The organism is Thalassolituus alkanivorans (assembly GCF_020447205.1).
Lineage (GTDB): Bacteria > Pseudomonadota > Gammaproteobacteria > Pseudomonadales > Oceanobacteraceae > Venatoribacter > Venatoribacter alkanivorans.
Window position 1 is genome coordinate 179,871 of record NZ_JAJAEL010000005.1, and the last position, 25,707, is coordinate 205,577.

16 protein-coding genes, 1 tRNA gene and 1 pseudogene are annotated in these 25,707 nt (G+C 50.7%); 11 read left to right on the forward strand and 7 right to left on the reverse strand.

All coding sequences use genetic code 11. The annotated features are described in order from the left end of the window. Positions 1-26: 26 nt before the first annotated feature. Positions 27-2,630 carry a bifunctional aconitate hydratase 2/2-methylisocitrate dehydratase gene (gene acnB, locus LGT44_RS01820; protein ID WP_230330278.1) on the reverse strand — a complete coding sequence of 868 codons (2,604 nt, stop codon included), beginning with the start codon at positions 2,628-2,630 and terminating at the stop codon, positions 27-29. Positions 2,631-3,265: 635 nt separating this feature from the next. Between acnB and LGT44_RS01825 the strand changes: the two genes are divergently transcribed. Both LGT44_RS01825 and LGT44_RS01830 read left to right on the forward strand, forming a co-directional pair. Beyond that, positions 3,266-3,625, forward strand: coding sequence for a hypothetical protein (locus tag LGT44_RS01825; RefSeq protein WP_230330279.1), 360 nt, complete (start codon positions 3,266-3,268; stop codon positions 3,623-3,625). A gap of 1 nt (position 3,626) precedes the next feature. Next, a complete protein-coding gene (locus tag LGT44_RS01830) occupies positions 3,627-4,817 on the forward strand; it encodes a PcfJ domain-containing protein (protein ID WP_230330280.1) in 1,191 nt (396 codons plus the stop codon). A 189-nt stretch (positions 4,818-5,006) separates the two neighbouring features. Here the strand turns inward: LGT44_RS01830 and acnA are convergent, their stop codons facing one another. Beyond that, positions 5,007-7,724 carry an aconitate hydratase AcnA gene (gene acnA / locus LGT44_RS01835; RefSeq protein WP_230330281.1) on the reverse strand — a complete coding sequence of 906 codons (2,718 nt, stop codon included), beginning with the start codon at positions 7,722-7,724 and terminating at the stop codon, positions 5,007-5,009. A gap of 475 nt (positions 7,725-8,199) precedes the next feature. On the opposite strand from acnA, the gene LGT44_RS01840 reads away from it, so the two are divergent. The 3 genes and pseudogenes from LGT44_RS01840 to LGT44_RS01850 all read left to right on the forward strand — a co-directional run. Then, complete coding sequence (locus LGT44_RS01840; protein WP_230330282.1) at positions 8,200-10,611, forward strand: AAA family ATPase; 2,412 nt, start codon at positions 8,200-8,202, stop codon at positions 10,609-10,611. A gap of 192 nt (positions 10,612-10,803) precedes the next feature. Next, positions 10,804-11,889, forward strand: coding sequence for a hypothetical protein (locus LGT44_RS01845; RefSeq protein WP_230330283.1), 1,086 nt, complete (start codon positions 10,804-10,806; stop codon positions 11,887-11,889). 75 nt (positions 11,890-11,964) lie between these two features. Further along, positions 11,965-12,057, forward strand: a pseudogene (locus LGT44_RS01850) (transposase); the annotation flags it as partial. 466 nt (positions 12,058-12,523) lie between these two features. Here LGT44_RS01850 and LGT44_RS01855 read toward each other — a convergent pair. Continuing rightward, positions 12,524-15,316 (reverse strand): bifunctional aconitate hydratase 2/2-methylisocitrate dehydratase, encoded by a 2,793-nt coding sequence (locus LGT44_RS01855; protein WP_230330284.1) that lies wholly within the window; start codon positions 15,314-15,316, stop codon positions 12,524-12,526. Between the two features lie 523 nt (positions 15,317-15,839). Here LGT44_RS01855 and LGT44_RS01860 point away from each other — a divergent pair. Further along, the gene (locus tag LGT44_RS01860) at positions 15,840-17,975 is read left to right on the forward strand and encodes a molybdopterin oxidoreductase family protein (RefSeq protein WP_230330285.1); all 2,136 of its coding nucleotides are present in this window, start codon (positions 15,840-15,842) and stop codon (positions 17,973-17,975) included. Between the two features lie 86 nt (positions 17,976-18,061). Then, positions 18,062-19,204 carry a 4-phosphoerythronate dehydrogenase PdxB gene (gene pdxB, locus LGT44_RS01865; RefSeq protein ID WP_230330286.1) on the forward strand — a complete coding sequence of 381 codons (1,143 nt, stop codon included), beginning with the start codon at positions 18,062-18,064 and terminating at the stop codon, positions 19,202-19,204. A gap of 64 nt (positions 19,205-19,268) precedes the next feature. Here pdxB and LGT44_RS01870 read toward each other — a convergent pair whose 3' ends face one another. Both LGT44_RS01870 and LGT44_RS01875 read right to left on the reverse strand, forming a co-directional pair. Then, on the reverse strand, positions 19,269-19,706 hold the full coding sequence (locus LGT44_RS01870; RefSeq protein ID WP_230330287.1) for a hypothetical protein: 438 nt from the start codon (positions 19,704-19,706) through the stop codon (positions 19,269-19,271). Further along, positions 19,706-20,923 (reverse strand): pyridoxal phosphate-dependent aminotransferase, encoded by a 1,218-nt coding sequence (locus LGT44_RS01875; protein ID WP_145468422.1) that lies wholly within the window; start codon positions 20,921-20,923, stop codon positions 19,706-19,708. The genes LGT44_RS01870 and LGT44_RS01875 overlap by 1 nt, the downstream gene beginning before the upstream one ends. A gap of 94 nt (positions 20,924-21,017) precedes the next feature. On the opposite strand from LGT44_RS01875, the gene msrB reads away from it, so the two are divergent. The 3 genes from msrB to LGT44_RS01890 all read left to right on the forward strand — a co-directional run bounded on the left by msrB (position 21,018) and on the right by LGT44_RS01890 (position 22,480). Next, positions 21,018-21,416 (forward strand): peptide-methionine (R)-S-oxide reductase MsrB, encoded by a 399-nt coding sequence (msrB, locus tag LGT44_RS01880; protein ID WP_230330288.1) that lies wholly within the window; start codon positions 21,018-21,020, stop codon positions 21,414-21,416. 113 nt (positions 21,417-21,529) lie between these two features. Further along, positions 21,530-22,009, forward strand: a complete 480-nt coding sequence (locus LGT44_RS01885) for a glutathione peroxidase (protein ID WP_225692615.1) — start codon at positions 21,530-21,532, stop codon at positions 22,007-22,009. A 3-nt stretch (positions 22,010-22,012) separates the two neighbouring features. Further along, entirely contained in the window at positions 22,013-22,480 is a 468-nt protein-coding gene (locus LGT44_RS01890; protein ID WP_145468428.1) for a MarR family winged helix-turn-helix transcriptional regulator, read from the forward strand. Here the strand turns inward: LGT44_RS01890 and LGT44_RS01895 are convergent. Then, positions 22,449-24,596, reverse strand: coding sequence for a response regulator (locus LGT44_RS01895; protein WP_230330289.1), 2,148 nt, complete (start codon positions 24,594-24,596; stop codon positions 22,449-22,451). The two genes, LGT44_RS01890 and LGT44_RS01895, sit on opposite strands and share 32 nt — an antisense overlap. A gap of 99 nt (positions 24,597-24,695) precedes the next feature. After that, positions 24,696-25,439: a hypothetical protein gene (locus LGT44_RS01900; RefSeq protein ID WP_230330290.1), complete on the reverse strand. Its 744-nt coding sequence runs from the start codon at positions 25,437-25,439 to the stop codon at positions 24,696-24,698. Positions 25,440-25,626: 187 nt separating this feature from the next. Here LGT44_RS01900 and LGT44_RS01905 point away from each other — a divergent pair. Continuing rightward, positions 25,627-25,702: transfer RNA gene (locus tag LGT44_RS01905), tRNA-Glu, on the forward strand. Positions 25,703-25,707 lie beyond the last annotated feature (5 nt).

Below are 25,707 nucleotides of genomic sequence, written 5' to 3' on the forward strand. Positions count from 1 at the left end.
TTTCAGTGATCAATCGCTCGGGTTAATTACTTGTCTGACACGATAACAGCAGTCGCTGCTTTTCTGGTGTACTCGTCCATCTTGTCGAAGTTCAGGTACTTGTAGATGTCGGCAGACATGCTGTCCAGCTTGTTGGCGTATTCCATGTATTCTGCGGTGGTTGGCAGTTTACCCAGAATCGCACCTACCGCAGCCAGTTCCGCAGAGGTCAGGTACACGTTGGCACCATCACCCAGACGGTTCGGGAAGTTACGGGTAGAGGTAGACAGTACGGTGGTGTTCGGAGCTACACGTGCCTGGTTACCCATACACAGAGAACAGCCTGGCATTTCGGTACGTACACCGGAAGTGCCATAGATGTTGAAGTAACCTTCTTCCATCAGCTGAGCTTCGTCCATCTTGGTTGGCGGAGACATCCACATACGGGTGCTCAGACCACCTTTGTGCTGGGACAGCAGCTTACCCGCAGCGCGGAAGTGACCAATGTTGGTCATACAGGAGCCGATGAAGACTTCATCCACTTTGTCGCCGGCCACTTCGGACAGGAACCTGGCATCGTCCGGGTCGTTCGGGCAGCACACGATAGGCTCTTTGATGTCGGCCAGGTCGATTTCGATTACATGAGCGTATTCGGCATCTTTGTCAGCACGCATCAGGCTTGGGTTGGCCAGCCATGCTTCCATTGCCTGTGCGCGACGCTCCAGTGTGCGTGGGTCGCCATAGCCTTCAGAGATCATCCAGCGCAGCATCACGATGTTGGAACGCAGGTATTCAGCCACCGATTCTTCCGACAGGTTGATGGTACAGCCGGCGGCAGAACGCTCAGCAGAGGCGTCAGACAGTTCGAACGCCTGTTCAACCGTCAGGTTTTCCAGACCTTCGATTTCCAGAATACGGCCGGAGAATTCGTTGATCTTACCTTTCTTCTCAACGGTCAGGATGCCTTGCTTGATACCGTACAGCGGAATGGCGTGAACCAGATCGCGCAGGGTAATACCAGGCTGCATTTTACCCTTGAAGCGCACCAGTACCGATTCCGGCATATCCAGTGGCATAACACCGGTCGCTGCGGCGAACGCAACCAGACCAGAACCCGCCGGGAAGGAAATACCCATAGGGAAACGGGTGTGAGAGTCACCACCGGTACCGACCGTGTCAGGCAGCAGCATGCGGTTCAGCCAGGAGTGGATGATACCGTCGCCAGGACGCAGAGCAACACCGCCACGGGTCTGGATGAAGTCAGGCATGGTGTGCTGCATTTCAACGTCAATCGGCTTCGGATAAGCGGCCGTGTGACAGAACGACTGCATCACCAGATCCGCCTGGAAGCCCAGACACGCCAGGTCTTTCAGTTCGTCACGGGTCATAGGCCCCGTGGTGTCCTGCGAGCCTACCGTCGTCATCTTAGGTTCGCAGTAAGTGCCCGGACGTACGCCCTGGCCTTCTTCCAGACCACAAGCCTTACCAACCATTTTCTGCGCCAGAGTGAAGCCTTTGCTGCCTGCTTCAGGGTCAACCGGCAGACGGAAAGTGTCGGTTGCGCCCAGGTTCAGGGCAGCGCGGGCCTTAGTGGTCAGACCACGACCGATGATCAGCGGGATACGGCCGCCAGCCTGAACTTCGTCCAGGATGACATCGGATTTGAATTCGAATTCGGAGATAACGTCGCCGGCTTCGTTCAGGATTTTGCCTTCGTATGGGCGGATATCGATCACATCACCCATGTTCATCTTGTCGACAGGGGCTTCGAATACCAGAGCACCGGCATCTTCCATGGTATTGAAGAAGATAGGCGCCACTTTGGAACCGATACAGACACCGCCGCCGCGCTTGTTCGGTACGCCCGGTATGTCGTCACCGAAGAACCACAGCACCGAGTTGGTGGCCGACTTACGGGAAGAACCGGTACCCACAACGTCACCCACGAAGGCAACGGGCAGGCCTTTGGCTTTGATCGCTTCGATCTGCTTCATCGGGCCGGTTACGCCGTGCTCTTCCGGAGTCAGACCGTCACGGGTCATCTTGTAAGCAGCGCGGGCGTGCAGCGGGATATCAGGACGTGACCAGGCATCCGGAGCCGGAGACAGGTCGTCGGTGTTGGTTTCGCCGGTGACTTTAAACACGGTCATTTTGATGGATTCGGCAACCTTGTTGCGCTTGGTGAACCATTCAGCGTTGGCCCAGGATTCCATCAGTTCTTTGGCAACGGCATTGCCGGCGTTCATTTTGTCCTGTACGTCATTGAAGGCATCAAACATCAGCAGGGTGTGCTTCAGTTCTTTAGCAGCCAGCGGAGCCAGTTGAGCGTTGTCCAGCAGCTCAACCAGCGTGGCGATGTTGTAGCCACCCTGCATCATACCCAGCAGCTGCACCGCTTTTTCTTTAGAAACCAGCGGAGACGTCGCTTCGCCTTTAACGATGGCCGTCAGGAAGGCTGCTTTCACGTAGGCGGCTTCGTCAACACCCGGTGGAATGCGGTTTTCCAGCAGATCAACCAGAACGGTTTCTTCGCCAGCCGGTGGGTTTTTCAGCAGCTCAACCAGAGCAGCAGTCTGCTCAGCGTTCAGTGGCTTGGGCGGAATATTCAATTCAGCACGTTCAGCGACGTGTGCGCGATAAGCTTCTAACACAGCGGTATCCTCATCGTTAACAAGTTAGATTCTGCACGGTCCGTTCATTCATCGGGGTGAATGATAGCTCCTCGCTCTGATTCTAACAGTACTGCCGGGTTCAATACCCAGAGACAAACGTCGATATGTGAACAGACAAATGTCGATAATGCGCAGAGCAACGCTAGGCAGAAAGCGGTCTGCCGATTTTTGAGAATAGCAATGCTGGGCTTGTCGGGTTCAGGTTTTCACCCCCGATTAGGCTGGTATTGATGGCCTTATCCACCATCGATACAGCTGAGTGGCTATGGCCTCATCCTGACTGGCTGGTTTGCGACAGGCTGCCGACAGCAGGGCAGCGCGCTTGGTGTGCCGGTAGGCCAGAGCCGACAGCTTACCGCTGTTGTCGCTGAAATGAGGGACCGTATTTGTATATGTGAGCCGTAAAGGCAGTTCTGCAGCTTGGAGTGGGAAGGTGCGAGCCGAAAATGAAGGTTTTATGGTTCGCCTTGGACTTGTGGTGAGGAGCTATTGGGTCGGTTATTTGAAGAGAGTTAGCGCTTGGTAGTGTTATTTATTATTTTTGAAATACGTAACTGTTGATCGTGGAGCAATTGGTTATAATAATAAAAGTATAACTTCGGATTTTTTTTGATATGGATATAACACCAGATTTAGTACAAAGCATTGTTGAAGGGGTTGCGTCGTGGCCTGTTGCAGCAATGGTTATTTCTATTATTTTTATCAGTCCAATCAGAAGAGTGGCTGAAAGGCTCTCATCATTTGACTCTGTGAGGGCTAAGCTCGGTCAGGTTGAGGTGGATTTAGGGCAATTAGCTTCGGATGGCAGGAAGGTTATGTCGAATGCTAATGAAGTTAATAGGATTTTGGCTGAGTCGAGACTACTTGAGTTACAAATTACGCTAGATGTTCATGGTCCAATGTTTACTGAGGAGCATCGGCGTCAATTGGCTCATCAAATTGACGAGCTCGAAAAACTGTTAAAGAGTGAATGATATGGAAAGTGTAACGATCAAGGATGATGAGGGTTCTCGAAGAATTACTATTTATATAGAGCATTTAAAGTGTTCTGTTATTTGTGTTGCGTGTTCAGAATCAATATTGTTTTATAGTGAAATAGATGGATGTATAGAAATTTGTAATGAAACTGGTCTTTCTTTTTTGGGTGGAAAGATATTGATTTCGGGAATAAGTGATGACGTATTTAATGGGTATCTTGAGTCTTCTTTAGTCAATAATTTAGGAGCTTTTACTTACCTCCAATCATGGTCTATTTCTATTTGCTCTAGGTTTAATAGGGCGGCGCAGTTAATAAAATCAAATCCCAATCTTTTTTGGTTGGTGAGTGAATTTGTTCTGAAAAATAAAGAGTATGTAAATATAGATGAGGTGTTCGGTCTTAAGAGGAGGCATTTGATTGAAAAAACTGTTGGTTGTTATCACAAAGGCACTAAACGTGTGTTGGAAAAGGTCGAGCTTCTAAATGGTTCGGAATATGAAATTTCTTTGTTGAAGGCGTGTATTTCAGATGAGGAAATGGTTTCCTTTTTTCGACATTGGGACTCTATACCAATACAGGCTATCTTTTTAACACTAAATAATAGGGAGCTGCTAGGGGCTCGTTTCTTGAGGTCGTTGTGCTCTGAGGATAAGAGGAGAGTTACCGATTATAAAATTGGTCTCAACAGTTTTTTCTCGCTAATGAATGATACAAAACGCCTTGGAGAGTTGTTGGGGATAAAAAATGCAGCAAGCTACGTTGAACGTTGTGAGTCTATCAAGGCCTTAAGGCGGTTGCATGATCGCTGGGTTATTAATCTGAATCGGGCTAAAGAGTATCTAGAGCGAGATATTATGTTTCCTATTCCAGAAATTTCAGGTAATTATCGGATTAAATGGAGGTCCAGTGCAAATGCCTTGATTAAGGAAGGTAGGGTTATGGAACATTGTGTTGCAACGTATATAGATAAGGCTTTTGATTCAAACTCCATCTTATTTTCCATGAAATTTCCTGAGAGGGTGACAATTGAAGTGTCTCAGAATAAGCAGGGGTATAGTTTAGCTGAAGCTAAGACATATAGAAATAAAGAGGTTTCGGAACAATCTATGCGGTTGATAAGAAATTGGCTGGAAAGAGAAAACTTAAAAATACTAATGAACAAAGCAAAGAAAGTTATTGGTTTGTAATGATTTTGCAAAAAAGGTCATCCCGCTTAGGAGGTTGACGAGGTCAAGGCAATACCAGTCAGGCTAGGAATCAATAATTTATTGCATAAAAAACCGGCTCCTCTTACGAGGGCCGGTTTTATTTGGCGATTGCCGGGTTTATCGGTGGAGTCAGAATGCCTGATCGAACCAATAAGCCTGATTAAGCGTTTAGCCGTTAGCCGCGATAATATCCCGCAATACCATCGGCAGAATGCCTTTGTGGCGAATCTGCTCCAGCTCGGATGAGGTATCAACCCGCGACAGCAAGGTATGCTGTTCGGATGATCCGTCTTTGCGCTTAATCGTCAGGGTCACTGAACCACGCGGTTGCAGGCTATTAATGCCGGCCAGATCGAAGGTTTCAGAGCCATCCAGATTCAGTGAACCCAGTGTCACGCCTTCCGGCAGTTGCAGTGGCAGTACGCCCATACCGACTAAGTTGGACTTGTGAATACGCTCAAAGCTCTCGGCAATAATGGCTTTCACGCCCAGCAGAGCAGGGCCTTTGGCCGCCCAGTCACGGGATGAGCCGGTGCCGTACAGCTTTCCGCCGAATACCACCGATGGCGTGCCTTCCTGCTGGTAGCGGGAGGCAGCCTCGTAGATCGACATTTTTTTCGCTTCGCCATTGGCGTTGTAGTAATTGGTGACCGCACCGGTGGTACCCGGCAGCATCAGGTTTCGGGCTTTTACGTTGCCGAAGATACTGCGCAGCATTACGTGGTGGTTACCACGACGGGCACCCAGGGAGGTCAGGTCGTTGGCGTCCACGCCGATCGACATCAGGTACTCACCCGGTGCTGAATCCGGGCGGATACGGCTCACCGGTGAGATATGGTCGGTGGTGGTGTTATCATCGCACATCACCAGCATACGGGCGCCGCTGATGTTGTTCAGTGAATCTTCTGGAGTTTCCATCGCGAAGCCATCAAAGAACGAAATCTCCTGAATGTAGCTCGACTTCTCGTCCCACTGATACACAGGGCCAGTTGGTGACTCCAGCATTTGCCAGCTCTCCGGGCCATCCAGTGAGTTTTCGTAGGTTGCACGGAAGGCGGCAGGGTCCATGCATTCGTGCATGGTCTGGGTGATTTCGGCGTTGCTCGGCCAGATATCTTTCAGGAACACATCATTGCCCTGAGCGTCTTTGCCCAGCGGCTCTTTGGTCACATCGATATTCACATTGCCGGCGATGGCCATGGCAACAACCAGCGGCGGCGACATCAGGAAGTTGGTATCAACATCCGGGTGTACGCGGCCTTCGAAGTTACGGTTACCCGACAGCACGGAAGACACAATAATGTCGTGGTCGCGCAGCGCAGCTTCAATGCTCGGCGCCAGTGGGCCAGAGTTACCAACACAGGTCGTACAGCCGTAGCCTGCGGTGTTAAAACCGAGGGCATCGAGGTGTTCCTGTAACCCGGCTTTGGTTAAGAAGTCGGTTGCCACCGGCGAGCCGGGTGCCATCGAGGTTTTTACGCCGTCCGGCACTTTCATGCCCAGTTGGTTGGCTTTTTTCGCCAGCAGGCCAGCGGCAATCAGCAGGCCGGGGTTCGAGGTGTTGGTACAGGCAGTAATCGCAGCAATCACAATATCGCCGTCTTTCAGTGTGCGTTCCGGCAGAGACTGGAAGATACCGGCTTCGTCGGCCTTAACCGGCGTAACCTTCACTTGTTCCGGGGTGCGATTGCCTGCCGTTGCGGCTTGCTGGAATACCTTGCCGATATCGCCCAGCGGCAGACGGTCCTGCGGGCGCTTTGGCCCGGCGACAGATGGCTCAACCGTCGACAGATCCAGATGCAGCAGATCGGTGTAGCGCGGCAGTTTCTGGCCCGCTTTCCACGCCATGTTCTGCGCCTGGTAATAAGCCAGTGGCAGATCGCCATCGCGGCCGGTGGCTTTCATATAATCGGCTGCGATTTCATCAAACGGGAAGAAGCCCATGGTCGCGCCATATTCCGGCGACATATTGGCGATGGTCGCGCGATCCGGCAGAGACAGATTCGCGCTGCCTTCACCCACGTATTCCACGAATTTACCCACCACGCCGCGCGGGTATTTGCGCAGCATTTCGGTGATGGTTAATACTAGGTCGGTAGCGGTCACGCCTTCGCGCAGTGCGCCGGTCAGTTCCACACCAATTACTTCCGGTGCCAGCATTTCCATCGGCTGACCCAGCATAGAAGCGCCAGCTTCAATACCGCCCACACCCCAGCCAACAATACCCAGCGCGTTGGCCATTGGCGTGTGGCTGTCCATACCGATCAGGGTATCCGGAATCATCAGGTCGTCTTGGGTGAGGTAGCCCTGAGCCAGATACTCCAGGTTCACCTGATGCACGATGCCGGTTTGCGGCGGAATAATGCGGATGGTGTTAAACGCCTGCGCACCCCATTTCAGGAAGGCATAACGTTCTTTATTGCGTGCCGCTTCCAGCTCGCTGTTAATGCGCAGCGACGCCGGGCTGCCAGTGTTGTCCATGGTGACGGTATGGTCGATCACCAGATCCGCACGCACCAGCGGTTCAATGATCGCAGGGTTCAGATCCATGCGCTGAACCGCCGAGCGCATCGCCGCGAAATCGACGATGGCGGGTGTACCACTCAGGTCGTGCATGATCACACGACCGGCGGTGAACGGAATTTCTACCGGCTCTTTACCCTGATGCGCAGGCCAGTTGCCCAGCGCCTGCAGCTGCTCAACGGTGATGCCGTTTTTGCCGACATTACGCGCAATACCTTCAAGAATAGGACGCAGAGAAAAGGGGAGTTCATCCAGATTGATGCCGAAGTGTTCTGCGGTGTCTGGCAGGCTGTGGAAACGATGAGACGTGCCTGGCAGAGTCTTAATCGAGCTTGAAGGGTCGAAATTGGTAAGTGATGTCATGCTGGATTCCTGGCAGGTTGTTTAGTGCAGGGGTGGCAGAAGCCTGAATTGTCAGCAATTTTAACGGTATGAGGGGTTAAAGCAAGGTTTATGACTGCCGCTTTAGTCGGATTGTATACAATCCTTCTGCTGGCAGTGCATCACCGGCCGTAGGAGCGGGCCATGCCCGCGATGCTGCAAGCCCTTGTTGCGAACATCGGGCGAAGAATGAAGCCGCAGTAAAAGTCTCAGGCGCGAAAAGAGGCCGGTTAGACAGAGGCAGGCGCTATGCGCCGATAGCATGGACATTGATGTTGTGTCTCTTAATGTGAATCCAAATCCAATACTTTATACCTAGACCATAAAAGTGAGATTTCTGTTACTAATAACGGCAGGTCGTCTGCGCAACAGGTCCAGAGTGAACGGTTTGCCATTGTATTAGCGTGGATGCCCATATAGATAATCGAGTCAGCGGCGACAAGGAGCTTGATTTACGATGCTAAAGAAAATTCAGCGCATTGAAAGGCTTGGTGTGTTCGATGATTTTAGTTGGGATGATGAAGTTAAAAACAAAGGTGGTGCAGTTCAGAACTTTGTTGATATCAACATCATCTATGGCCGCAATTATTCAGGTAAAACTACACTATCGCGTATTGCACGAGCCCTGGAAACAGGGTTTTTATCAGATAAATATGGTTCGCCATCGTTTCAACTAAAATTTTCTGATAACTCATATGTAACACTCTCGGCCTTGTCCGGTCATGGCAAGAATATTCGCGTATTCAACGAAGATTTTATTAGAGATAACCTTAGATTTATCACCAATCCTGACGACAGCGTTGAGCCGTTTGCCATTTTAGGTGATGACAATAATAAGATCGAAAAAGAGATTGAAGCTCTTGAAGCTGAACTCGGTTCTAGTATTGAAGGCCAAGAAACCGGTTTGTTTGCCGACAAAAAGCAGGCTGCAGTTGCATACAACAATGCGTTTGTCGCTCATAAGCAATCGAACGATAGCCTAGAAAAGCAATTGAGCGATAAAGCGACCAATAAAGACATCGGAATTAAATACAAGCCTGAGCGTTTTGGTGACCAAAACTACACCATTACCAAGTTAAAGTCCGATATCACAACTGTAAGTAGCCCTGATTTTCAGCCGTTAACATCAGAGCAAGTGAGCGAGCACGAAAAGCTGATTGATGAAAAGGTTTTGCCTGCAATACCTAATTTTTTGCCGCCTAAGCTAAGTTTTTTGAGCTTGGCAAAACAAGTTGAAGCGCTGGTAACCAAACCGATCAGTGAGTCTGACAAAATTCAGGCATTAGTCAAAGATGCTGTACTTAACCGCTGGGTCAATGAAGGTCGTTCTCATCATCGAAATAAGCATGAAAAATGTGCATTTTGCGACAATGAAATTTCGGCTGAGCGATGGGCTGAGCTTGATAAGCACTTTGATGAAGAGTCTGAGCTATTAGAAAAGTCGATTGATGCGTTACTTGCTCAGATAGAAACCGAGAACAAAACAGTTCAATCCGCACTCACCATTGAACAATCTGTTTTTTATTCCAAGTTTCACTCACAACTAACTGCCTTAGATTTAAGGTTAAAAGCAGCAACCAAAGACTATCAGATTGCTTTAGGTAGTCTATCCAAGCAACTTAAGACGCGAAAAGGTGACATTTTAAACGCTAAAGACTATGAGAGCCCCATTGATGGATCTGAAAAATTAACGAAAATCTGGCAGGAATATAGTGACCTTTGCGCTCAGTCAGAGTTATTTAGCAGCTCATTAGCCGGTGAGCAAACCAAGGCTAAAGCGGCCTTGCGACTAAAGGATGTCGCTGACTATTTGCTTACGATTGATTACCAAACACAGCTCAATTTAATTGAAACCTTACTGGAAGAAAAAGTCGAGGCTAATCAAGCGAAGGTTGCTGTCAATTCGGAAATTACGAAAAAACAAGCACAAATTACGGCTAAGAAGCGTGAACTGAACGACGAAGAAAAGGGGGCCATAAAGGTAAATGAATATCTGAATAATTTTTTCGGGCATCAGTTCTTGACGTTGGAGGCTAAAAAGGATGAAGGACAAATTCAAGGTGCTAAGCGCATTCGGTTTGAGGTGATCCGTGACGGCAAGAAAGCTTATCACTTAAGTGAGGGTGAGTGCAGCTTGCTGGCATTCTGCTACTTTTTGGCCAAGCTAGATGATGTTGCAACCAAAGACTCAAAGCCGATTATTTGGATCGATGATCCTATCTCGTCGCTTGATGGAAATCATATTTTCTTTATTTATAGCTTGTTGAATGCGGAGGTGGTCGAGAAGGGTAGGTTTGAACAACTTTTTGTTTCAACGCACAATCTTGATTTTTTGAAGTATTTGAAGAGGCTGAAGGATAATTATCTTACTACTGAAGGCGATAAGGTGAAACTTCAGAAGGCTTACTTTGTCGTGGTTAGACAAGATAAAAAATCCACCTTGCAGGTGATGCCATCGTACTTAAAGGAATATGTAACTGAGTTTAACTACCTGTTTCATCAGATCCATAAATGCGCCTCTCTTGATGCTATCGATGATGCCAACTATGTAACATTTTACAATTTTGCCAACAATGCGAGGAAATTTTTCGAAATTTACCTATATTACAGATATCCAGATCAAGGCATGACGCCAGAGACCCTAAATGCATTTTTTGGTGAAGATAGTATTCCGGCGGTGTTAACAGACAGGATTAACAATGAGTATTCTCACCTAGCAGGAGTTTTTGAAAGGGGGGCATCCCCTGTGGAGGTTCCAGAAATGCAAACTGCCGCCAGACAAATCATTGAGCGACTAAAACAAGACAATGAGCAGTTTTCTTCGTTAATTAGAAGTGTTGGTGAGACCGTTGAGGTTGAAACCGTATGAGCTGGGGCGCAAGAGTGATAATGATAAGTTTGCACAAGACACAATCATCCGGAAATTCGAGGCGTTTAAAATGAATACGCTAGCGTGGGGGTCTGTATTACTCGTTGCAGATCAACGTCCGTTAGCTTAATCGTTAAGCAGAAATTTCTTAAACTGGTTGTAATGTTCAACAATTTATAAGGTGGAAGATTAATGTCGGAATTAAACGCAACCATTAAGGTCGATTTTCGAAAACTAAACTACGCCAATATATTCCATCTATGTTTAAGTGAGCTAAAGGAGCTATCGAATGATTCCCGATATGAATTTGCCATCGACTCTGGGTTTTATGGTGTAAATCTTAGTAATTATGATTTAGCTCATATTGAAATATCATCAATCAAGCAAGATAAAAAAAATGTACAGTTTCATCTTTGGGGAGGTGTTGGGTCAGCATCAGAGGTACTCCAGCAACTATACAAAGGTATAGATGGAAGGGTGGTGAAGACATTTGTTTCTTCAGCATATGATGATCAGGCTGGCTATAACTATTATCCGTGTTATCACGATAATATATATTACGATTATGGTGAGGAGCAAAATCCAGGAATTGACAAGAAACTGCTCAAGGCTGAGGAAAACGGTAATAAGTTTGATGTTTTAGAAAAACTTCTGAAATCGAAAAAATTGCTCAATGAAGAAATGGCATTGAACGACTGCATTAGTGAATATGTTAAGAGTGGGGAGTTTCGTACCAGGTTTTTGAATGTAAAGAATATCGAAACCGGAAGAAATTCTGATGGTGATACGCTATTGACCGCTATGATTAAAGCAGGTAATGAAAAGGAATCGATATGGTTGCTGGATGTGCCAATGGTCATTGATCATTGTATTTCTGATGCTGATGGTACAACTCCTTATGAGTTAGCAAAAAAATACGGATTAAAAAAATTAACATCTTATATGGAAGAAATGTATATTTATCGTGCTAACGTTGATTTAAACTCTCCTAAAAGCTATACAGTTAGCGAAGACTTTCCGTTGATTGATATAGCTAATAGATGCATGGGTCATGGCTTGTATATGTATGAGTTTGGGTATGTTTCGATTAGTTATAATGAAGTCATGCTTCCCGGGGAAAACCAAATTTTTATTTTTAATGATTGGGATAGGGATAATAATAAAAAATGCTATCGAGTGAGTTATTACAATCAAAAAAAACCCCAAGATCATTACAGTGAAAAAGTATTTACACTTGATCAGATTTTAAAGTGTATAGATGACTATGCGAGTCAATGAGAATAGGGCCGCTGAATCGCCATCAGTTTGTTAGTCACCTTTGAGTTGGAGGAAATGACTCAAACAGAGGTGAGTATGGGCAAAAAACGTTACCCCGAGGAATTCAAGATCGAAGTCGTGAAGCAGTTGGCCGTTGCTGGCCACAGCATCGCTGATGTTGCTGATCGATAAGGAAAACAGCCACTTTAAGAAAAGACAGTTTTGGCTGCCAGTAGCCGTGTTGTACTGCGCCCAGTCAGTTCAAATGTCGTGGCGTATAGCAGGTCAGGGTTGATATTGCACGAGAGGAGCTGGTGCAATCCCCCGTCTTTAATCGGTGGAAATCAATATTTGGGTCTTCTGACAATTGATCTAAACAAAAAAACCGGCTCCTCTTGCGAGTGCCGGTTTTTTATTCGATCGCGTTTTGTTTCAACAGAAGCCGATCAGTTCAGTGAGCTGCATAAGCTGATTTTAAACCCGCCTAAATCCGCTCTTAAATTCAATCTGTCGTCATTGATCTTTTGTGCTTAGAAATCGTTCTTTACAGAACCTCAAAACCCAATCGTTCATTCTGGCTTAGCGCATTGGCTGAGCTTAGCCCGCTGCCTGAACCTGAAGGTCAGGGCAGTGGGCTGATTCCCTCAAAAGCTAATTAGATAGCTTTCAGAGGGATGGCTGGACGAGCCAGGTCTTTTGACGGTGGAGCGAAAGAAGTCAGGTTGATACCGTCAACCGCTGCTTTGTACTCTTCCAGAGTCGGGAAGCGACCCAGGATAGTAGACAGAACAACCATTGGGGTAGAACCCAGCAGAGACTCACCTTTCTTCTCTGCGCTGTCTTCTACAACACGGCCTTGGAACAGACGGGTAGAAGTTGCCAGAACGGTGTCACCGGCTTCGGCTTTTTCCTGGTTACCCATACACAGGTTACATCCAGGACGTTCCAGGTACAGTTGGTTTTCGTACTTGGTACGGGCTGCTTCTTTCGGATGTGCATCATCGAAAATGAAGCCAGCGTATTTCGCCAGAATGTCCCAGTCGCCTTCGGCTTTCAGCTCGTCAACGATGTTGTACGTTGGTGGCGCTACAACCAGTGGTGCCTTGAACGTGATAGGACCGTTCTTTTCCAGGTTACGCAGCATGGCAGCGATGATCTGCATGTCGCCTTTGTGAACCATGCAAGAACCAACGAAGCCCAGATCCACTTTACGGCCATCGTAGTAAGAAGCCGGACGGATTACGTCGTGGGTGTAACGCTTGGATACGTCTTCGTTGTTTACGTCCGGGTCAGCAATCATTGGTTCGTCGATGGCGTCCAGGTCTACCACAACTTCGGCGTAGTACTTGGCGTTGTCGTCCGGAGCCAGAGCTGGCTCTTCACCAGACTGGATGCCAGCAATACGCTTGTCAGCCAGATCGATCAGACCTTTCAGCATGCCAGCTTCGTTGTCCATGCCTTTGTTGATCATGATCTGGATGCGGGACTTGGCCAGTTCCAGAGACTTGATCAGGGTGTCATCGGTAGAAATACAGATAGAAGCTTTCGCTTTCATTTCTGCAGTCCAGTCGGTGAAGGTGAAGGCCTGGTCAGCCAGCAGGGTACCGATCTGTACTTCGATTACACGACCCTGGAATACGTTTTCGCCGTTGAACTGCTTCAGCATCTGCGCCTGAGTAGCGTGTACGATGTCACGGAAGTCCATGTGCGGCTTCATCTGGCCTTTGAAGGTTACTTTCACAGACTCTGGGATCGGCATTGCTGCTTCACCAGTCGCCAGAGCGATAGCAACGGTACCGGAGTCCGCACCAAACGCCACACCTTTAGACATACGGGTGTGAGAGTCACCACCGATGATGATCGCGCGGTCGTCCACAGTAATGTCGTTCAGTACTTTGTGGATTACGTCGGTCATTGAGTGGTAAACGCCTTTCGGGTCACGTGCAGTGATTACGCCGAATGCGTTCATGAAGGCCATCAGCTTAGGCGTGTTGGCCTTGGCTTTGTTGTCCCATACAGAGGCAGTGTGACAGCCAGACTGGAAGGCACCATCAACGCTTGGGGAGATGGTCGCAGCGGCCATAGATTCCAGTTCCTGACAGGTCATAGGACCAGTGGTGTCCTGAGAACCTACGATGTTCACTTTAACGCGAACATCAGAACCGGCGTGCAGAGGGGTCTTGGACTTAACGCCGACGGCATTGCGGTTGAAGATTTTTTCAACAGCAGTCAGACCCTGACCTTCGTGAGAGATTTCTTTAGATGAGGCGTAAACAACCGGTGCTTCAATGCCCAGGGTTTCAGCAGCAAAAGTCTGGATCTTTTTACCGAAGGTTACGGCGTAAGAACCGCCGGCTTTCATGAATTCCACTTTTTGTGGGGTGAAAGCAGAGGCTACGTCAACCAGTACATTGCCTTCGCTGTCGAGCAGTTTCTTGGCTTTGGTGTCGATGGTCAGAACGGTGCCGGTCTTAACAGAGTAGGCTTCTTCCAGTACCGGGTCGCCGTTGGCGTCACGTACGATGTTGCCGTTTTCGTCTTTCTTCTGTACCCAGTTTTTCAGGTCCAGACCGATACCGCCGGTTACGCCTACAGTAGTCAGGAAGATAGGCGCGATACCGTTAGTACCGGCAACCACAGGACGGTTGTTAACGAACGGGATGTATGGAGAGGTTTTTTCACCGGCCCACAGTGCCACGTTGTTTACACCGGACATACGGGAAGAACCTACGCCCATGGTGCCTTTCTCAGCGATCAGCATGATTTTAGCGTCTGGGTTTTCTTCGCCCATTTTTTTGATTTCTTGCTGAGCTTCAGGAGAAATCATGCACAGGCCGTGCAGTTCACGGTCAGCACGGGAGTGAGACTGGTTGCCCGGAGACAGTAGGTCGGTAGAGATATCGCCTTCAGCAGCGATGTAGGTGATAACCTTAATTTTCTCTGGGATGTCGTCCAGCTTGGTGAAGAATTCTGCTTTTGCGTAGCTTTCCAGAATGTCTTTAGCAATGGCGTTGCCAGCTTTGAAAGCGTCAGCCAGACGGCTGGTGTCGGCTTCGTACAGGAATACCTGAGACTTCAGAACTTCGCCGGCAGCGGCGTTGTTGGCATCGTCAGACAGCGCGATGTCCAGCAGGGCTTCAACAGAAGGGCCGCCTTTCATGTGAGACAGTTGCTCTAACGCGAATTCCGGAGTGATTTCAGCAACGGTTTCTGCACCGGTTACGATGTCTTTCAGGAACTTAGCTTTAACGCCTGCAGCAGGGGTAGTACCTGGCAGAGTGTTGTAGATGAAGAAGTTCAGAGAGGCTTCACGCTCTGCATTGCCGGTATCTTTGATCTGGGCAATGATTTCAGACAGCAGTTCTGCGCTATCGATTGGTTTTGGGTGTAAACCCAGCTCGTTCTTACGAACCTCAATTTCTTTCAGATATTCTGAATACAGACTCATTAGCGACCCTCTCAAAGCCTCAGTTGCAACGTATGGGCACTTTAGTCAGCAACGAGGGATTGTATTCCGTTCTGACTAAGTACCATTAAGTAAGAAGGTAGTTTCCTGAACAGACGATCAGCCCATGCAGGGAGCTACCCTTTCTATAATGGCGCGGAGTATACCGGAATTATGGCGTCAGGCGCATTAGTCCCCCTGATGTGCATTATTCATAGAAGTTATGTGTGTCAGGTCCGATATTTTCCCGGTTTATCAGTGTATCCGGATGGCGGCGGATCTGATCGTCGGGGGCTTTCTGTGGTTTCTTTTTGCTGTTTTTGTGTGTTGTTGGATGTGCATTGGCGGGGGAAATACAGTTTAGCCGCGACCTTTGTGGCAGCTCTGGTTATCCTGAATTTTGTTGTCCTGAATTTGGCACAAAAGGCCTGCTCCGGGCCATTGAGCAACAGGTATAGTCAGTAAAAACAATAAGCCCGGCCTCAGCCGGCTATTCAGCAGCCAGAACAACAGCCAGGAAAACAGCATGACTATTCAGACGCACAAACGCACCTGCAGCCTGTGTGAGGCTACCTGCGGTATCGAAATCCGTTACGACGATAAAACCGGTGATATCGAGTCCATCAAAGGGGACAAGTCTGATCCGTTCAGTCGTGGCTATATCTGCCCGAAGGCCACCGCATTGCAGGATCTGCATAACGATCCTGACCGCTTGCGTAAACCGCTGAAAAAAACCGCCTCCGGCTGGCAGGAAATTCCCTGGTCACAGGCGCTGAATGAAGCAGCGGAAGGTTTTCGCCGTATTCAGGCCGGGCACGGACGTGATGCAGTGGGCAGTTATCTTGGCAATCCCAGTGTTCACAATTACGGCAATATGATTTTTGGCCCGTTGCTGCTCAAGCAGCTGGGCTCGAAGAACAAATTCTCCGCGACCTCGGTTGATCAGCTGCCGCACCATATGGCCAGTTTGCATATGTTTGGCCATCAGCTGCAGATTCCGGTGCCGGATATTGACCGTACCGATTTTCTGATCGTGATGGGCGGTAATCCGCTGGCGTCAAACGGCAGCCTGATGACGGCGCCGGATATTAAAAACCGCCTGAAAGCCATTCGTGAACGCGGCGGCAAGATTCTGGTGATCGACCCGCGCCGCAGCGAGACGGCTGGCGTTGCTGATGAGCACTGGTTTATCCGTCCGGGGCAGGATGTGCTGCTGTTGCTGTCGCTGCTCTATGTCTTTACCCATGAACTGAGTGCACAGCTGCCGGCGCTGCCGGACTATATCGACAGTGCCGATCTGGCCGGACTGTGTGCCCCTTATGCGCCGGAAAATACCGCTGCACGCACCGGTATAGAGGCCGCTCAGGTGCGGGCGCTGGCAGCGCAGTGGCTGCAGGCAAAATCGGCGGTTTGCTATGGCCGTATGGGCGTGTCGGTACAGCAGTACGGTGGCCTGTGCCAGTGGCTGATCAATGTGCTGAACATTGTCAGTGGCAATTTTGATCGTGCAGGCGGGGCGATGTTTACCTCACCGGCGGTGGATATTGTTGGCATTACCGCCGCGCAGGGCGGGCGCGGACATTTTGACCGCTACCGCTCGCGGGTACGGAATCTGCCGGAATTTGGTGGCGAGCTGCCGGTGGCGGTGCTGGCCGAAGAAATCCTGACACCGGGCAAAGGGCAGATCCGGGCGATGCTGACGGTGGCCGGTAATCCGCTGCTGTCTACGCCCAACAGCCGCCAGCTTGAACGTGCCTTTGACTCTCTCGATTTTATGGTGTCGGTGGATTATTTCCTCAATGAAACCAGCCGCCATGCCGACCTGATTCTGCCGCCGTGTGGCCCGCTGGAGCGTGATCATTACGATGTGATCTTCAACGCGCTGGCAGTGCGCAATGTGGCCAAATACTCGACGGCTTTGTTTAAACCCAAAGCCGGCGTGCTGCAGGACTGGCAGATTCTGCTCGAACTCACTAAACGACTGAACCGCGGCGACCTGAAAAAGCGCCTGATCAACCGCCTGACCTGGGCGGTGATGGGCTGGCTTAAGCCTGAAGGCGTGCTGAATAAGATGCTGAAAAGCGGCAAGAGCGGGCTCGACCTGAATGCCCTGAAGAAGCAGCCCGAAGGTATTGATCTCGGTGCACTGCAGCCGGTGATGCCAAAGCGGCTGTTTACCCGCGATAAGCGCCTGAATCTGACCCCTGATGTGTACCTGAAGGCTCTGGCGGAGGTTGCCTCTGAACTGCAGCAGCCGTTGCTGACGGGTGATCAGTTGTTGCTGATTGGCCGTCGTCATATCCGCTCCAACAACTCCTGGTTGCATAACAGTCAGCGTCTGGTGAAGGGCAAAAGCCGCTGTACGCTGATGCTGAATCCGGCGGATGCGGAGCGACTGGGTATCGCCGATGGTGTCAGTGTGCGGGTCAGCTCCCGTGTCGCCGAGCTGGAGGTGGTGGCCGAGGTCAGTGATGAACTGATGCCCGGTGTGGTCAGTATTCCCCACGGCTGGGGGCATAACGTGCCCGGTATCCGTCTGCGTCAGGCACAGCAGGTGGCCGGAGTTAACACCAACGACCTGACCGATGATCAGCTGCTGGATGGCCTGACCGGTAACGCGGCACTGAATGGTGTGGCGGTTACATTAACGGCTGTGGCCTGAGATCAGTACTCCATGAGTTGTGGCAATTGTCATTCTTGATGGCAATTGCCACAATGGCGCCTTCCTGTTGAAAAGAGCGGACCCCAGTGCACATAGTTGCGGACGAAAACATTCCCCTGTTAAACGAATTCTTTGCGGATTTTGGCGAGATCACTCTGGTTGAAGGGCGCAGTATGACGGCGGCGGATGTCGCAGACGCCGACATTCTGCTGGTGCGTTCTGTTACCCGGGTGGATGCGCAGTTGCTGGCCGGCAGCAAGGTAAAATTTGTCGGCACGGCGACCATCGGCACCGATCATATTGATCAGGATTATCTGCAGGAAGCCGGAATCGGTTTCAAAAGCGCACCGGGCTGCAATGCGCAGGCGGTGGTCGATTATGTGCTGAGCGCGCTCAGTGTATTGGTGGACGAGCGCGGTATCGGCTTTACCGATGTCAGTGTCGGCATTGTCGGTGTGGGAAATGTGGGTCTGCTGCTGCGCCGCCGTCTGGAAGAGATGGGCGTGACCGTGCTGGCGGTTGATCCGTTCAAAGACCCGGAAGAGGTGGGTGAGCTGGTTACGCTGGACGAAGCCCTGCAGGCCGATGTGGTAACGCTGCATACGCCGCTGACCCGTGATGGCGAACATCCGACCTGGCACCTGATTGATCAGCAGCGTCTGGCGCAGATGAAGCCGGATGCCAGTCTGATCAACGCCGGTCGTGGTGCGGTGGTCGATAACGCCGCATTACTCGAGCATATGCAGAATAACCGCGATTTTGAGGCGATTCTGGATGTCTGGGAAAACGAACCTGAGCTGGACCTGAACCTGATGCACCGTTGTCTGCTGGCAACGCCGCACATTGCCGGCTACTCGCTGGACGGCAAAATGCGCGGCACCGAATATGTGTATCAGGGGTTGTGTGAGTTTTTCGGCTTGCCGGTACGGCGCAAACTGGCGCAGTTTTTACCTGAGCCGGGTGTTAAACGGGTAAATTTCTCCGATCAGGTGCCGGTTCATCAGGCATTGCGCACTGCTATTCGTGCGGCGTATGAAATCCGTGTTGATGACGGTGTAATGCGTACGGCGATGAAGCGCTCGGATAACCTCAAGGCAACCTTCGATCAGTTGCGCAAACATTATCCGCTGCGCCGTGATATTCCGACCTTGCGGGTTGGTGTTCCGGCCAAGTGTCATGACCTGCATGAAGCATTAAGTGCCGCGGGTTTTGATGTGCGTACTAAATAAATTTGCTGCAGAGCTCACATAAAAAAACCGCGCAATGCGCGGTTTTTTTATGTCTGCCGTCTGCTCAGGCCTGATGACTGAGCAGGTAGTCGCGAACCAGTTCGCCTATCCAGAGTGAATCGCCCTGCAATCGGGCAAATTCCAGCACCTGAAACACCGGTGTAATATCGCCGGAGTGTTCAATGCTCTCAGCATCGCCGCGCAGTGATTGCGGCAGGGCGGGTGCTATAAGGCGGGTAAAGGCTTTGCTGGTGAGGACAAAATCATCTACCGAATCCTGACGGTTAATGGCACCGAAACGGATAAAACCTTCTTCTTTCAGCCACTGCACTGCGCCAAGGGCAGCGAGGTGGCGGGGGCTGTGCAGGCCAAATTCGTCAACGGTATCCGGGCCTGAAATATCTTCGATAAACAGCGTTTGCTGACGCGGAAATGCGCGGAAACCACTCAGCAGAGTGGTTGCACAATCTTTGTAAAAATCGTCGATATGAACGTCGAGCATCAGAGCTGGCGGTAGCTTTCAAAAAACTGCTTGGTTTTGCCAAGAGCCAGTGTCAGGTCTTCCGGACGTGGCAGGAACACCACGCGGAAGTGATCCGGATAAGGCCAGTTAAACGCTGTGCCGTGTACAATCAGAATTTTCTGTTGCTCCAGTAAGTCGAGCACCAGACGTTCATCGTTGCGCACGTTGAATTTTTTCGCATCGACTTTCGGGAAGCAGTACAGCGCGCCCTGCGGTTTAACACAGCTGATGCCGGGAATATCGTTGAGCATTTCCCAGGCAATATCACGCTGCTGGCACAGGCGTCCGCCCGGTGCGACCAGATCGTCGATGCTCTGATAGCCACCCAGTGCGGTCTGAATAGCGTACATCGCCGGCACGTTGGCGCACATGCGCATAGAGGCCAGTAATTCCAGGCCTTCGATGTAGTCGCGGGCTTTGTGTTTGGCGCCGCTGATAATCATCCAGCCGGAGCGGAAACCGGCCAGGCGGTAATTTTTCGACAGACCGTTAAAGGTCACAATCAGCAGGTCATCGGCCAGTGATGCGGTCGATACGTGCTCAACTTCATCGTACAGAATCTTGTCGTAAATCTCGTCGGAGAACACGATCAGGTTATTCTGGCGGGCGATTTCCAGCATCTGCAGCAGCATTTCCTGCGGATACACGGCGCCGGTCGGGTTGTTCGGATTGATCAGTACCAGTGCACGGGTTTTATCGGTGATTTTGGCGCGCATATCATCAAGATCCGGCTGCCAGCCAGCACCTTCGTCACAGATATAATGCACGGCACGGCCACCGGCGAGACTGACGGCGCCGGTCCAGAGCGGGTAGTCCGGTGCCGGTACCAGCACTTCGTCGCCGTTATTCAGCAGGCCCTGCATGGCCATAACGATCAGTTCGCTGACACCGTTGCCGACGATGATGTCTTCAATGCCAACGTTCTGAATATTCTTTTGCTGCGCGTACTGCATGATGGCTTTGCGTGCAGAAAACAGGCCTTTGGAATCGGCGTAACCTTCGGAATCCGGCAGGTTATAAATAACGTCCTGAATGATTTCCTCTGGCGCATCCAGGCCGAAAGGCTTGGGGTTGCCGATGTTCAGTTTCAGAATCCGGTGGCCTTCTTCTTCCATGCGTTTGGCGGCTTGCAATACAGGTCCACGCAAATCGTAAAACACATTAGCCAATTTGTTGGATTTAAGAATTTCCTGCATGGAAGTCGCACTGCCTTTGTTGAAAGGAAAAAGAAAGCTGGCATGATACTCCTCAGATCGATGCTTCGAAAGTGGCTTATCAGGAGATCCGTCAATGAGCAAAGTAAATAAAACGGCCGAAGAGTGGCGGAAAGAACTGGATGCCGAAACCTACCGGGTAACGCGCGAAGCCGGAACGGAAGCGCCTTTTACCGGCCGCTATCACGACTGCAAAGACCCGGGTGTCTATCACTGCGTGTGTTGTGGTGAAGCGCTGTTTTTATCCGATACCAAATTTGATTCCGGCTGCGGCTGGCCGAGTTTTTTCCAGCCGCTGTCCGATGATGTTATCGAAGAGCGTATGGATACCAGCCATTTTATGGTGCGCACCGAAGTGCTGTGCCAGAACTGTGGGGCGCATCTGGGCCATGTGTTTACCGATGGTCCGGCTCCCACCGGATTGCGTTACTGTATTAATTCGGTGTCGCTGGATCTGAAGAAAGACAGCGATTAAACCCCGGGCCGTTGCTGGCCGGAAAGGTTATTAAGGGCAGGTGATACTTGCCCTTTTTTACCGATAAATATATTGTGCGCAATACTATTTTGAAAAATTAAAAGGAGAGGTTTATGTCCGTTCTTTCTCATACCATGCCGCTGCTGAGTGGTCAGGAACAGGATCTGAGTGCTTATCAGGGGCAGGTCGTACTGGTGGTTAATACCGCCAGTGAGTGTGGCTTTACCTATCAGTACGAGGGGCTTGAGTCTTTGTATCAGCAATACAAAGACAAAGGGCTGGTGATTCTGGGTTTCCCCTGCAATCAGTTCGGACAGCAGGAAAAGGGTGACAGTGCGACAATCGGCGCCTTTTGTCAGAAAAACTACGGCGTAACCTTTCCGATGTTCAGCAAGATTGAGGTGAACGGTGACAATGCTGCGCCTCTGTATCAGGAATTGAAGAGCGCGGCGCCGGGCGTGCTGGGTACCAAAGGCATCAAATGGAACTTCACCAAGTTCCTGATTAACCGTGAGGGTGAGGTGGTCAAACGTTATGCGCCAACCACTAAGCCTGAAAAACTGCAGGCCGATATTGAGCGTCTGCTGGGGTAGGCTGTGAAACGCAAAGTTTATCCGCAGTTACATCTGGATAATCAGCTGTGCTTTTCGGCCTACAGCCTGTCACGTCTGATTACCCAGGCCTATCAGCCATTGCTGAAAAAGCTGGAGCTGACGTACCCGCAATATCTGGTGATGCTGGTGTTGTGGCAGGCACAGGAAGAAGAACAGCTACCTGTATCGGTGAAATATTTGTGTGAACGCCTGTTGCTGGATACCGGAACGGTGACGCCATTATTGAAGCGCATGGAAAGCGCGGGCCTGTTATTGCGCAGTCGCAGCAGTGAAGATGAGCGGGTGGTGTTGGTGAATCTGACCACTGCCGGCTGGGCGCTGCGTGAGCAGGCGGCTTCTGTTCCGCAGGACATTCTCTGTGCGACGGCCGTCGATGCAGCAGAAGCTCTGTCGCTGAAAGAGCGCCTGCAGAGTCTGATCAGTCGCTGGCGCTGCCGTAATAATTGTTAATCCACTGTACCAGCGTTGCCTGAATCTGATCCTGAGTGAATGGCTTGCCGATAAAGTCATTCATGCCGGCGGTCAGGCACTGCTGGCGTTCGTTTTCTCCGGTCAATCCGGTCAGTGCAATGATGGGTGTCTGGCTGTTGAGAGAGTTGCGGCGTATCTGCCGTGTCGCCTCAAAGCCATCCATCACCGGCATCTGGCAATCCATCAATATCAGGTCATAACGGTTGTGGCGGGCATGTTCTATCGCCTGCAAACCATTGTCGGCAGTATCCGGTTCGATGTTCAGATTTTTCAGATAACGCTGACACAGCATGCGATTAATGGTGTTGTCATCAACCAGCAGGACCCGCAGGGTGCGCGGAGGCGCGGCGTGGTCGGGATCTGTCTGTTCGAGTAAGGCAGTTAACAGTCCGGATGCTGAGTAACATTCGTCGTCTGTTATTTCTCCTGTTCCTTGTGGCTGCAACAGGATGCTGTGCTCGCCATGCCGGCTGCTCAGCTCGGGTTGGTCTGTCAGTAACAGGGTGTGTTTGCTGTTCATACCCTCGGCACTCTGAGGGAGTTGCCATTGTTCTGCCCAGTGCAATATCCGGGCACGGCACTGTTTATCCTGAATGGCGATATTCAGGGGATGCTGGCGCAGATGTTTGCGGATTTCCGGCAGCAGTTTTGCCAGGGGCTGGCAGCGGATATGACATAGCAGAACCGTGCCGCCATCCGGTTGGCTTTCGTAGTGCAGGTCGCCACCAGATATGCGTGCCAGCTCTCGACTCAGGCCAAGACCGAAAGCGGAAGGCAGGGGCAGATTTTCCGGGCACAGAGGCATCAGATCCTGCTCCAGCAGGGTGTCGTTAATAAACAGATCCTGCCCGGCCAGGCTGATCAGCAGCCGCTGCGCTTCATAGCGGACGCTGAGTGTCAGAGGGCCTTGTCTGCAGTGGATGATGGCGTTGCTGAGCAGGCTCAGAATCAGCAGTCTGAGGCTGCTCCGGTTAAGTAACAGAAGATCGGCCTCACCACAGTGGCAGTCAATGTCTGCCATATCCGCCGGAATTTCCGCCAGGCAATCCGTGACTATCCGGTGGATATCGACAAGCTTCAGTTCTTGTTGGCTGCTGCTGTTTTGCAGGGTGCGCAGGTCATGCAGCAGGCCACGGATATTAGCGGCCATGGCCCGCGCATCGGCCTGATCGGTATTGCTGAGTTTGCCGATCAGCTGATCCATAGGCTCTTTCAGCAGTTGTGTCAGGGTGCTCAGCCGGGTCTGCAGAGACGATGTGCTGCCGGAATGATCATCAGAAGATTGCTGCAGGCGCCGGTTCAGATGGGTCAGTGCATGGGTGCGTTTATGGATCAGCTCTTCGAGCTTGGCTGAGTAGTCGTTGATCGTCGCTTCGGCTTTGCGTTGCTGATGTATGTGATCTTTAAGCAGGCTGAGCAGGGCCGCAAACTGGTTCATCAGCTGGCCGAGTTCATTCTGACGTCTTGATTGCATACGGGTCAGATCCACCTTATCGAGGTTGTCGGCAGTCAGTCCGGTGATCTGGCGCACCAGCCGGGTCAGTGGGCTGGTAACCGCGCGATAAAAGGCAGCATAGATAAAGGTCGCCAGCAGCAGGCTGAACAGCAGGGCATTAAATAATGTGCTCCGGGTCAGGCTGCTCAGCTCGGCAATGCTCTGGCAGCGATCCAGTTCGATGATCAGTTTTCCGAGCGGGGTATTGTTGTAGCTCAGGGCTTCGATATGAATACCGGGTTCGCTGAAAATCATCATATCCAGGGTAGAGGGCTGGCACTCGGTTGCTTCAACGGCCTGCGCCAGTTGCATACCGGTGCTGTCGATAACAATGGCTGAAATAATATTTGGGTGGCTGACAAGCCCTTCAGTCAGTTGCTGATTCAGGCGGATATTGTAGTTAAAAGTGGCCAGATTAAATGAGGGGAGGGTGCTGGCAATAATGCTGGAGACAATCTGTTGCTGGCGTGTTTTCAGTGTGCTGATATTGGAGTGAATACTGATGGTGCTGATTATGCCGGCAATAATCAGCGTAACGGCCGCTGTGTTCAGAGCCAGTTGCAGAGCCAGTTTCTTTTTGACCTGAGAAAACATCTGCATTCTGTCCTTTGCGCAGGCACTGTTTCGGGTGTATACCGGCCTGAACTTTACCTCAGATGAGGGAGCAGGCACAGGCCGTTATAACGCCACAGGCCGGCCTTAAAAGTGTTTTTTCTTCCAGGAATCATCCTCAGCATTCAGCAGGTCAGTGCCTTCCTCCAGTCTGGTGCCGCTGGCTGCGGGTTGTCGTTCATCCTGATGCTGAGTGATACGTTGCTGAATATTATCCAGAACGGGCTTAAGCTCATCTGGCAGATTGCTGAGTTGTTGCAGGGCTGTTTCGGCTTTTTTCAGGTAGTGAACGGCCTGAGCGGGGTTGTTAACGCTGGCTGCCGCGGTCGCTTTGGAGTCAAACACGGCGATGGCAACTTTGACGTTAAGCAGTTTGGCTTCCTGTAATAACTGTTTGGCTTTATCCGTTGCCAGGTGGTGCTGTTGATGGCTGGCCCGGATCAGTTCCTGCAGCCGCTGGACTGAATGCCGTACTTCCTGTGCCTGTTTTACCTGGCCGGGCAGTTTGGCCGGTGGTCTTGGAGTGGCATTAAGCCAGGTTAAGGCGTCTTCCATTGCTTTATTGCAGCGTTTGTTGCTGGGGGCCTTCAGCAGGGCCAGTTCGCCGCCGTGATACTGAATTTCCTGAGCCATAAAATGCAGCATCGGAGCTGAAAGCCAGGGTTGAAGGCTTTCTCCGAGCATACTCAGTTCACCCATCTGATCAGAGTGGACAACCGCCAACCGCGCCCGTTCGAGGCGCTTTTGTTCCTGCCAGCGCATAAAGCCAAGCGCCCCGACGGCGGCCAAGGCTGTGAATATCGCCAGAATAACCAGACTGGTGGTGGACATGTGTTTCCTGTTTCCTTTCCTTGGCTCCGTCGGGAGTCGATGTTAAACGGGATTTGTCATAACGCCGGGAAGTTTGAGAGCTTCCGGTTTTAAACACACCTTTTGTTAGTGTAGCTGTAAAAATCTTATTTACAGGGGTTGACGACCTAAATGTCCATCAATAGAATGCGCGCTCCTTGATTGAGACGTCCCCATCGTCTAGAGGCCTAGGACACCGCCCTTTCACGGCGGTAACAGGGGTTCGAATCCCCTTGGGGATGCCATTTAA

Coding starts and splice junctions, on each gene's coding strand:
- LGT44_RS01825 (WP_230330279.1), top strand. CDS start 3,266: ATGGATATAACACCAGATTTAGTACAAAGCATTGTTGAAGGGGTTGCG.
- LGT44_RS01830 (WP_230330280.1), top strand. CDS start 3,627: ATGGAAAGTGTAACGATCAAGGATGATGAGGGTTCTCGAAGAATTACT.
- acnA (WP_230330281.1), bottom strand. CDS start 7,724: ATGACATCACTTACCAATTTCGACCCTTCAAGCTCGATTAAGACTCTG.
- LGT44_RS01840 (WP_230330282.1), top strand. CDS start 8,200: ATGCTAAAGAAAATTCAGCGCATTGAAAGGCTTGGTGTGTTCGATGAT.
- LGT44_RS01845 (WP_230330283.1), top strand. CDS start 10,804: ATGTCGGAATTAAACGCAACCATTAAGGTCGATTTTCGAAAACTAAAC.
- LGT44_RS01855 (WP_230330284.1), bottom strand. CDS start 15,316: ATGAGTCTGTATTCAGAATATCTGAAAGAAATTGAGGTTCGTAAGAAC.
- LGT44_RS01860 (WP_230330285.1), top strand. CDS start 15,840: ATGACTATTCAGACGCACAAACGCACCTGCAGCCTGTGTGAGGCTACC.
- LGT44_RS01870 (WP_230330287.1), bottom strand. CDS start 19,706: ATGCTCGACGTTCATATCGACGATTTTTACAAAGATTGTGCAACCACT.
- LGT44_RS01875 (WP_145468422.1), bottom strand. CDS start 20,923: ATGCAGGAAATTCTTAAATCCAACAAATTGGCTAATGTGTTTTACGAT.
- msrB (WP_230330288.1), top strand. CDS start 21,018: ATGAGCAAAGTAAATAAAACGGCCGAAGAGTGGCGGAAAGAACTGGAT.
- LGT44_RS01885 (WP_225692615.1), top strand. CDS start 21,530: ATGTCCGTTCTTTCTCATACCATGCCGCTGCTGAGTGGTCAGGAACAG.
- LGT44_RS01895 (WP_230330289.1), bottom strand. CDS start 24,596: ATGCAGATGTTTTCTCAGGTCAAAAAGAAACTGGCTCTGCAACTGGCT.
- LGT44_RS01900 (WP_230330290.1), bottom strand. CDS start 25,439: ATGTCCACCACCAGTCTGGTTATTCTGGCGATATTCACAGCCTTGGCC.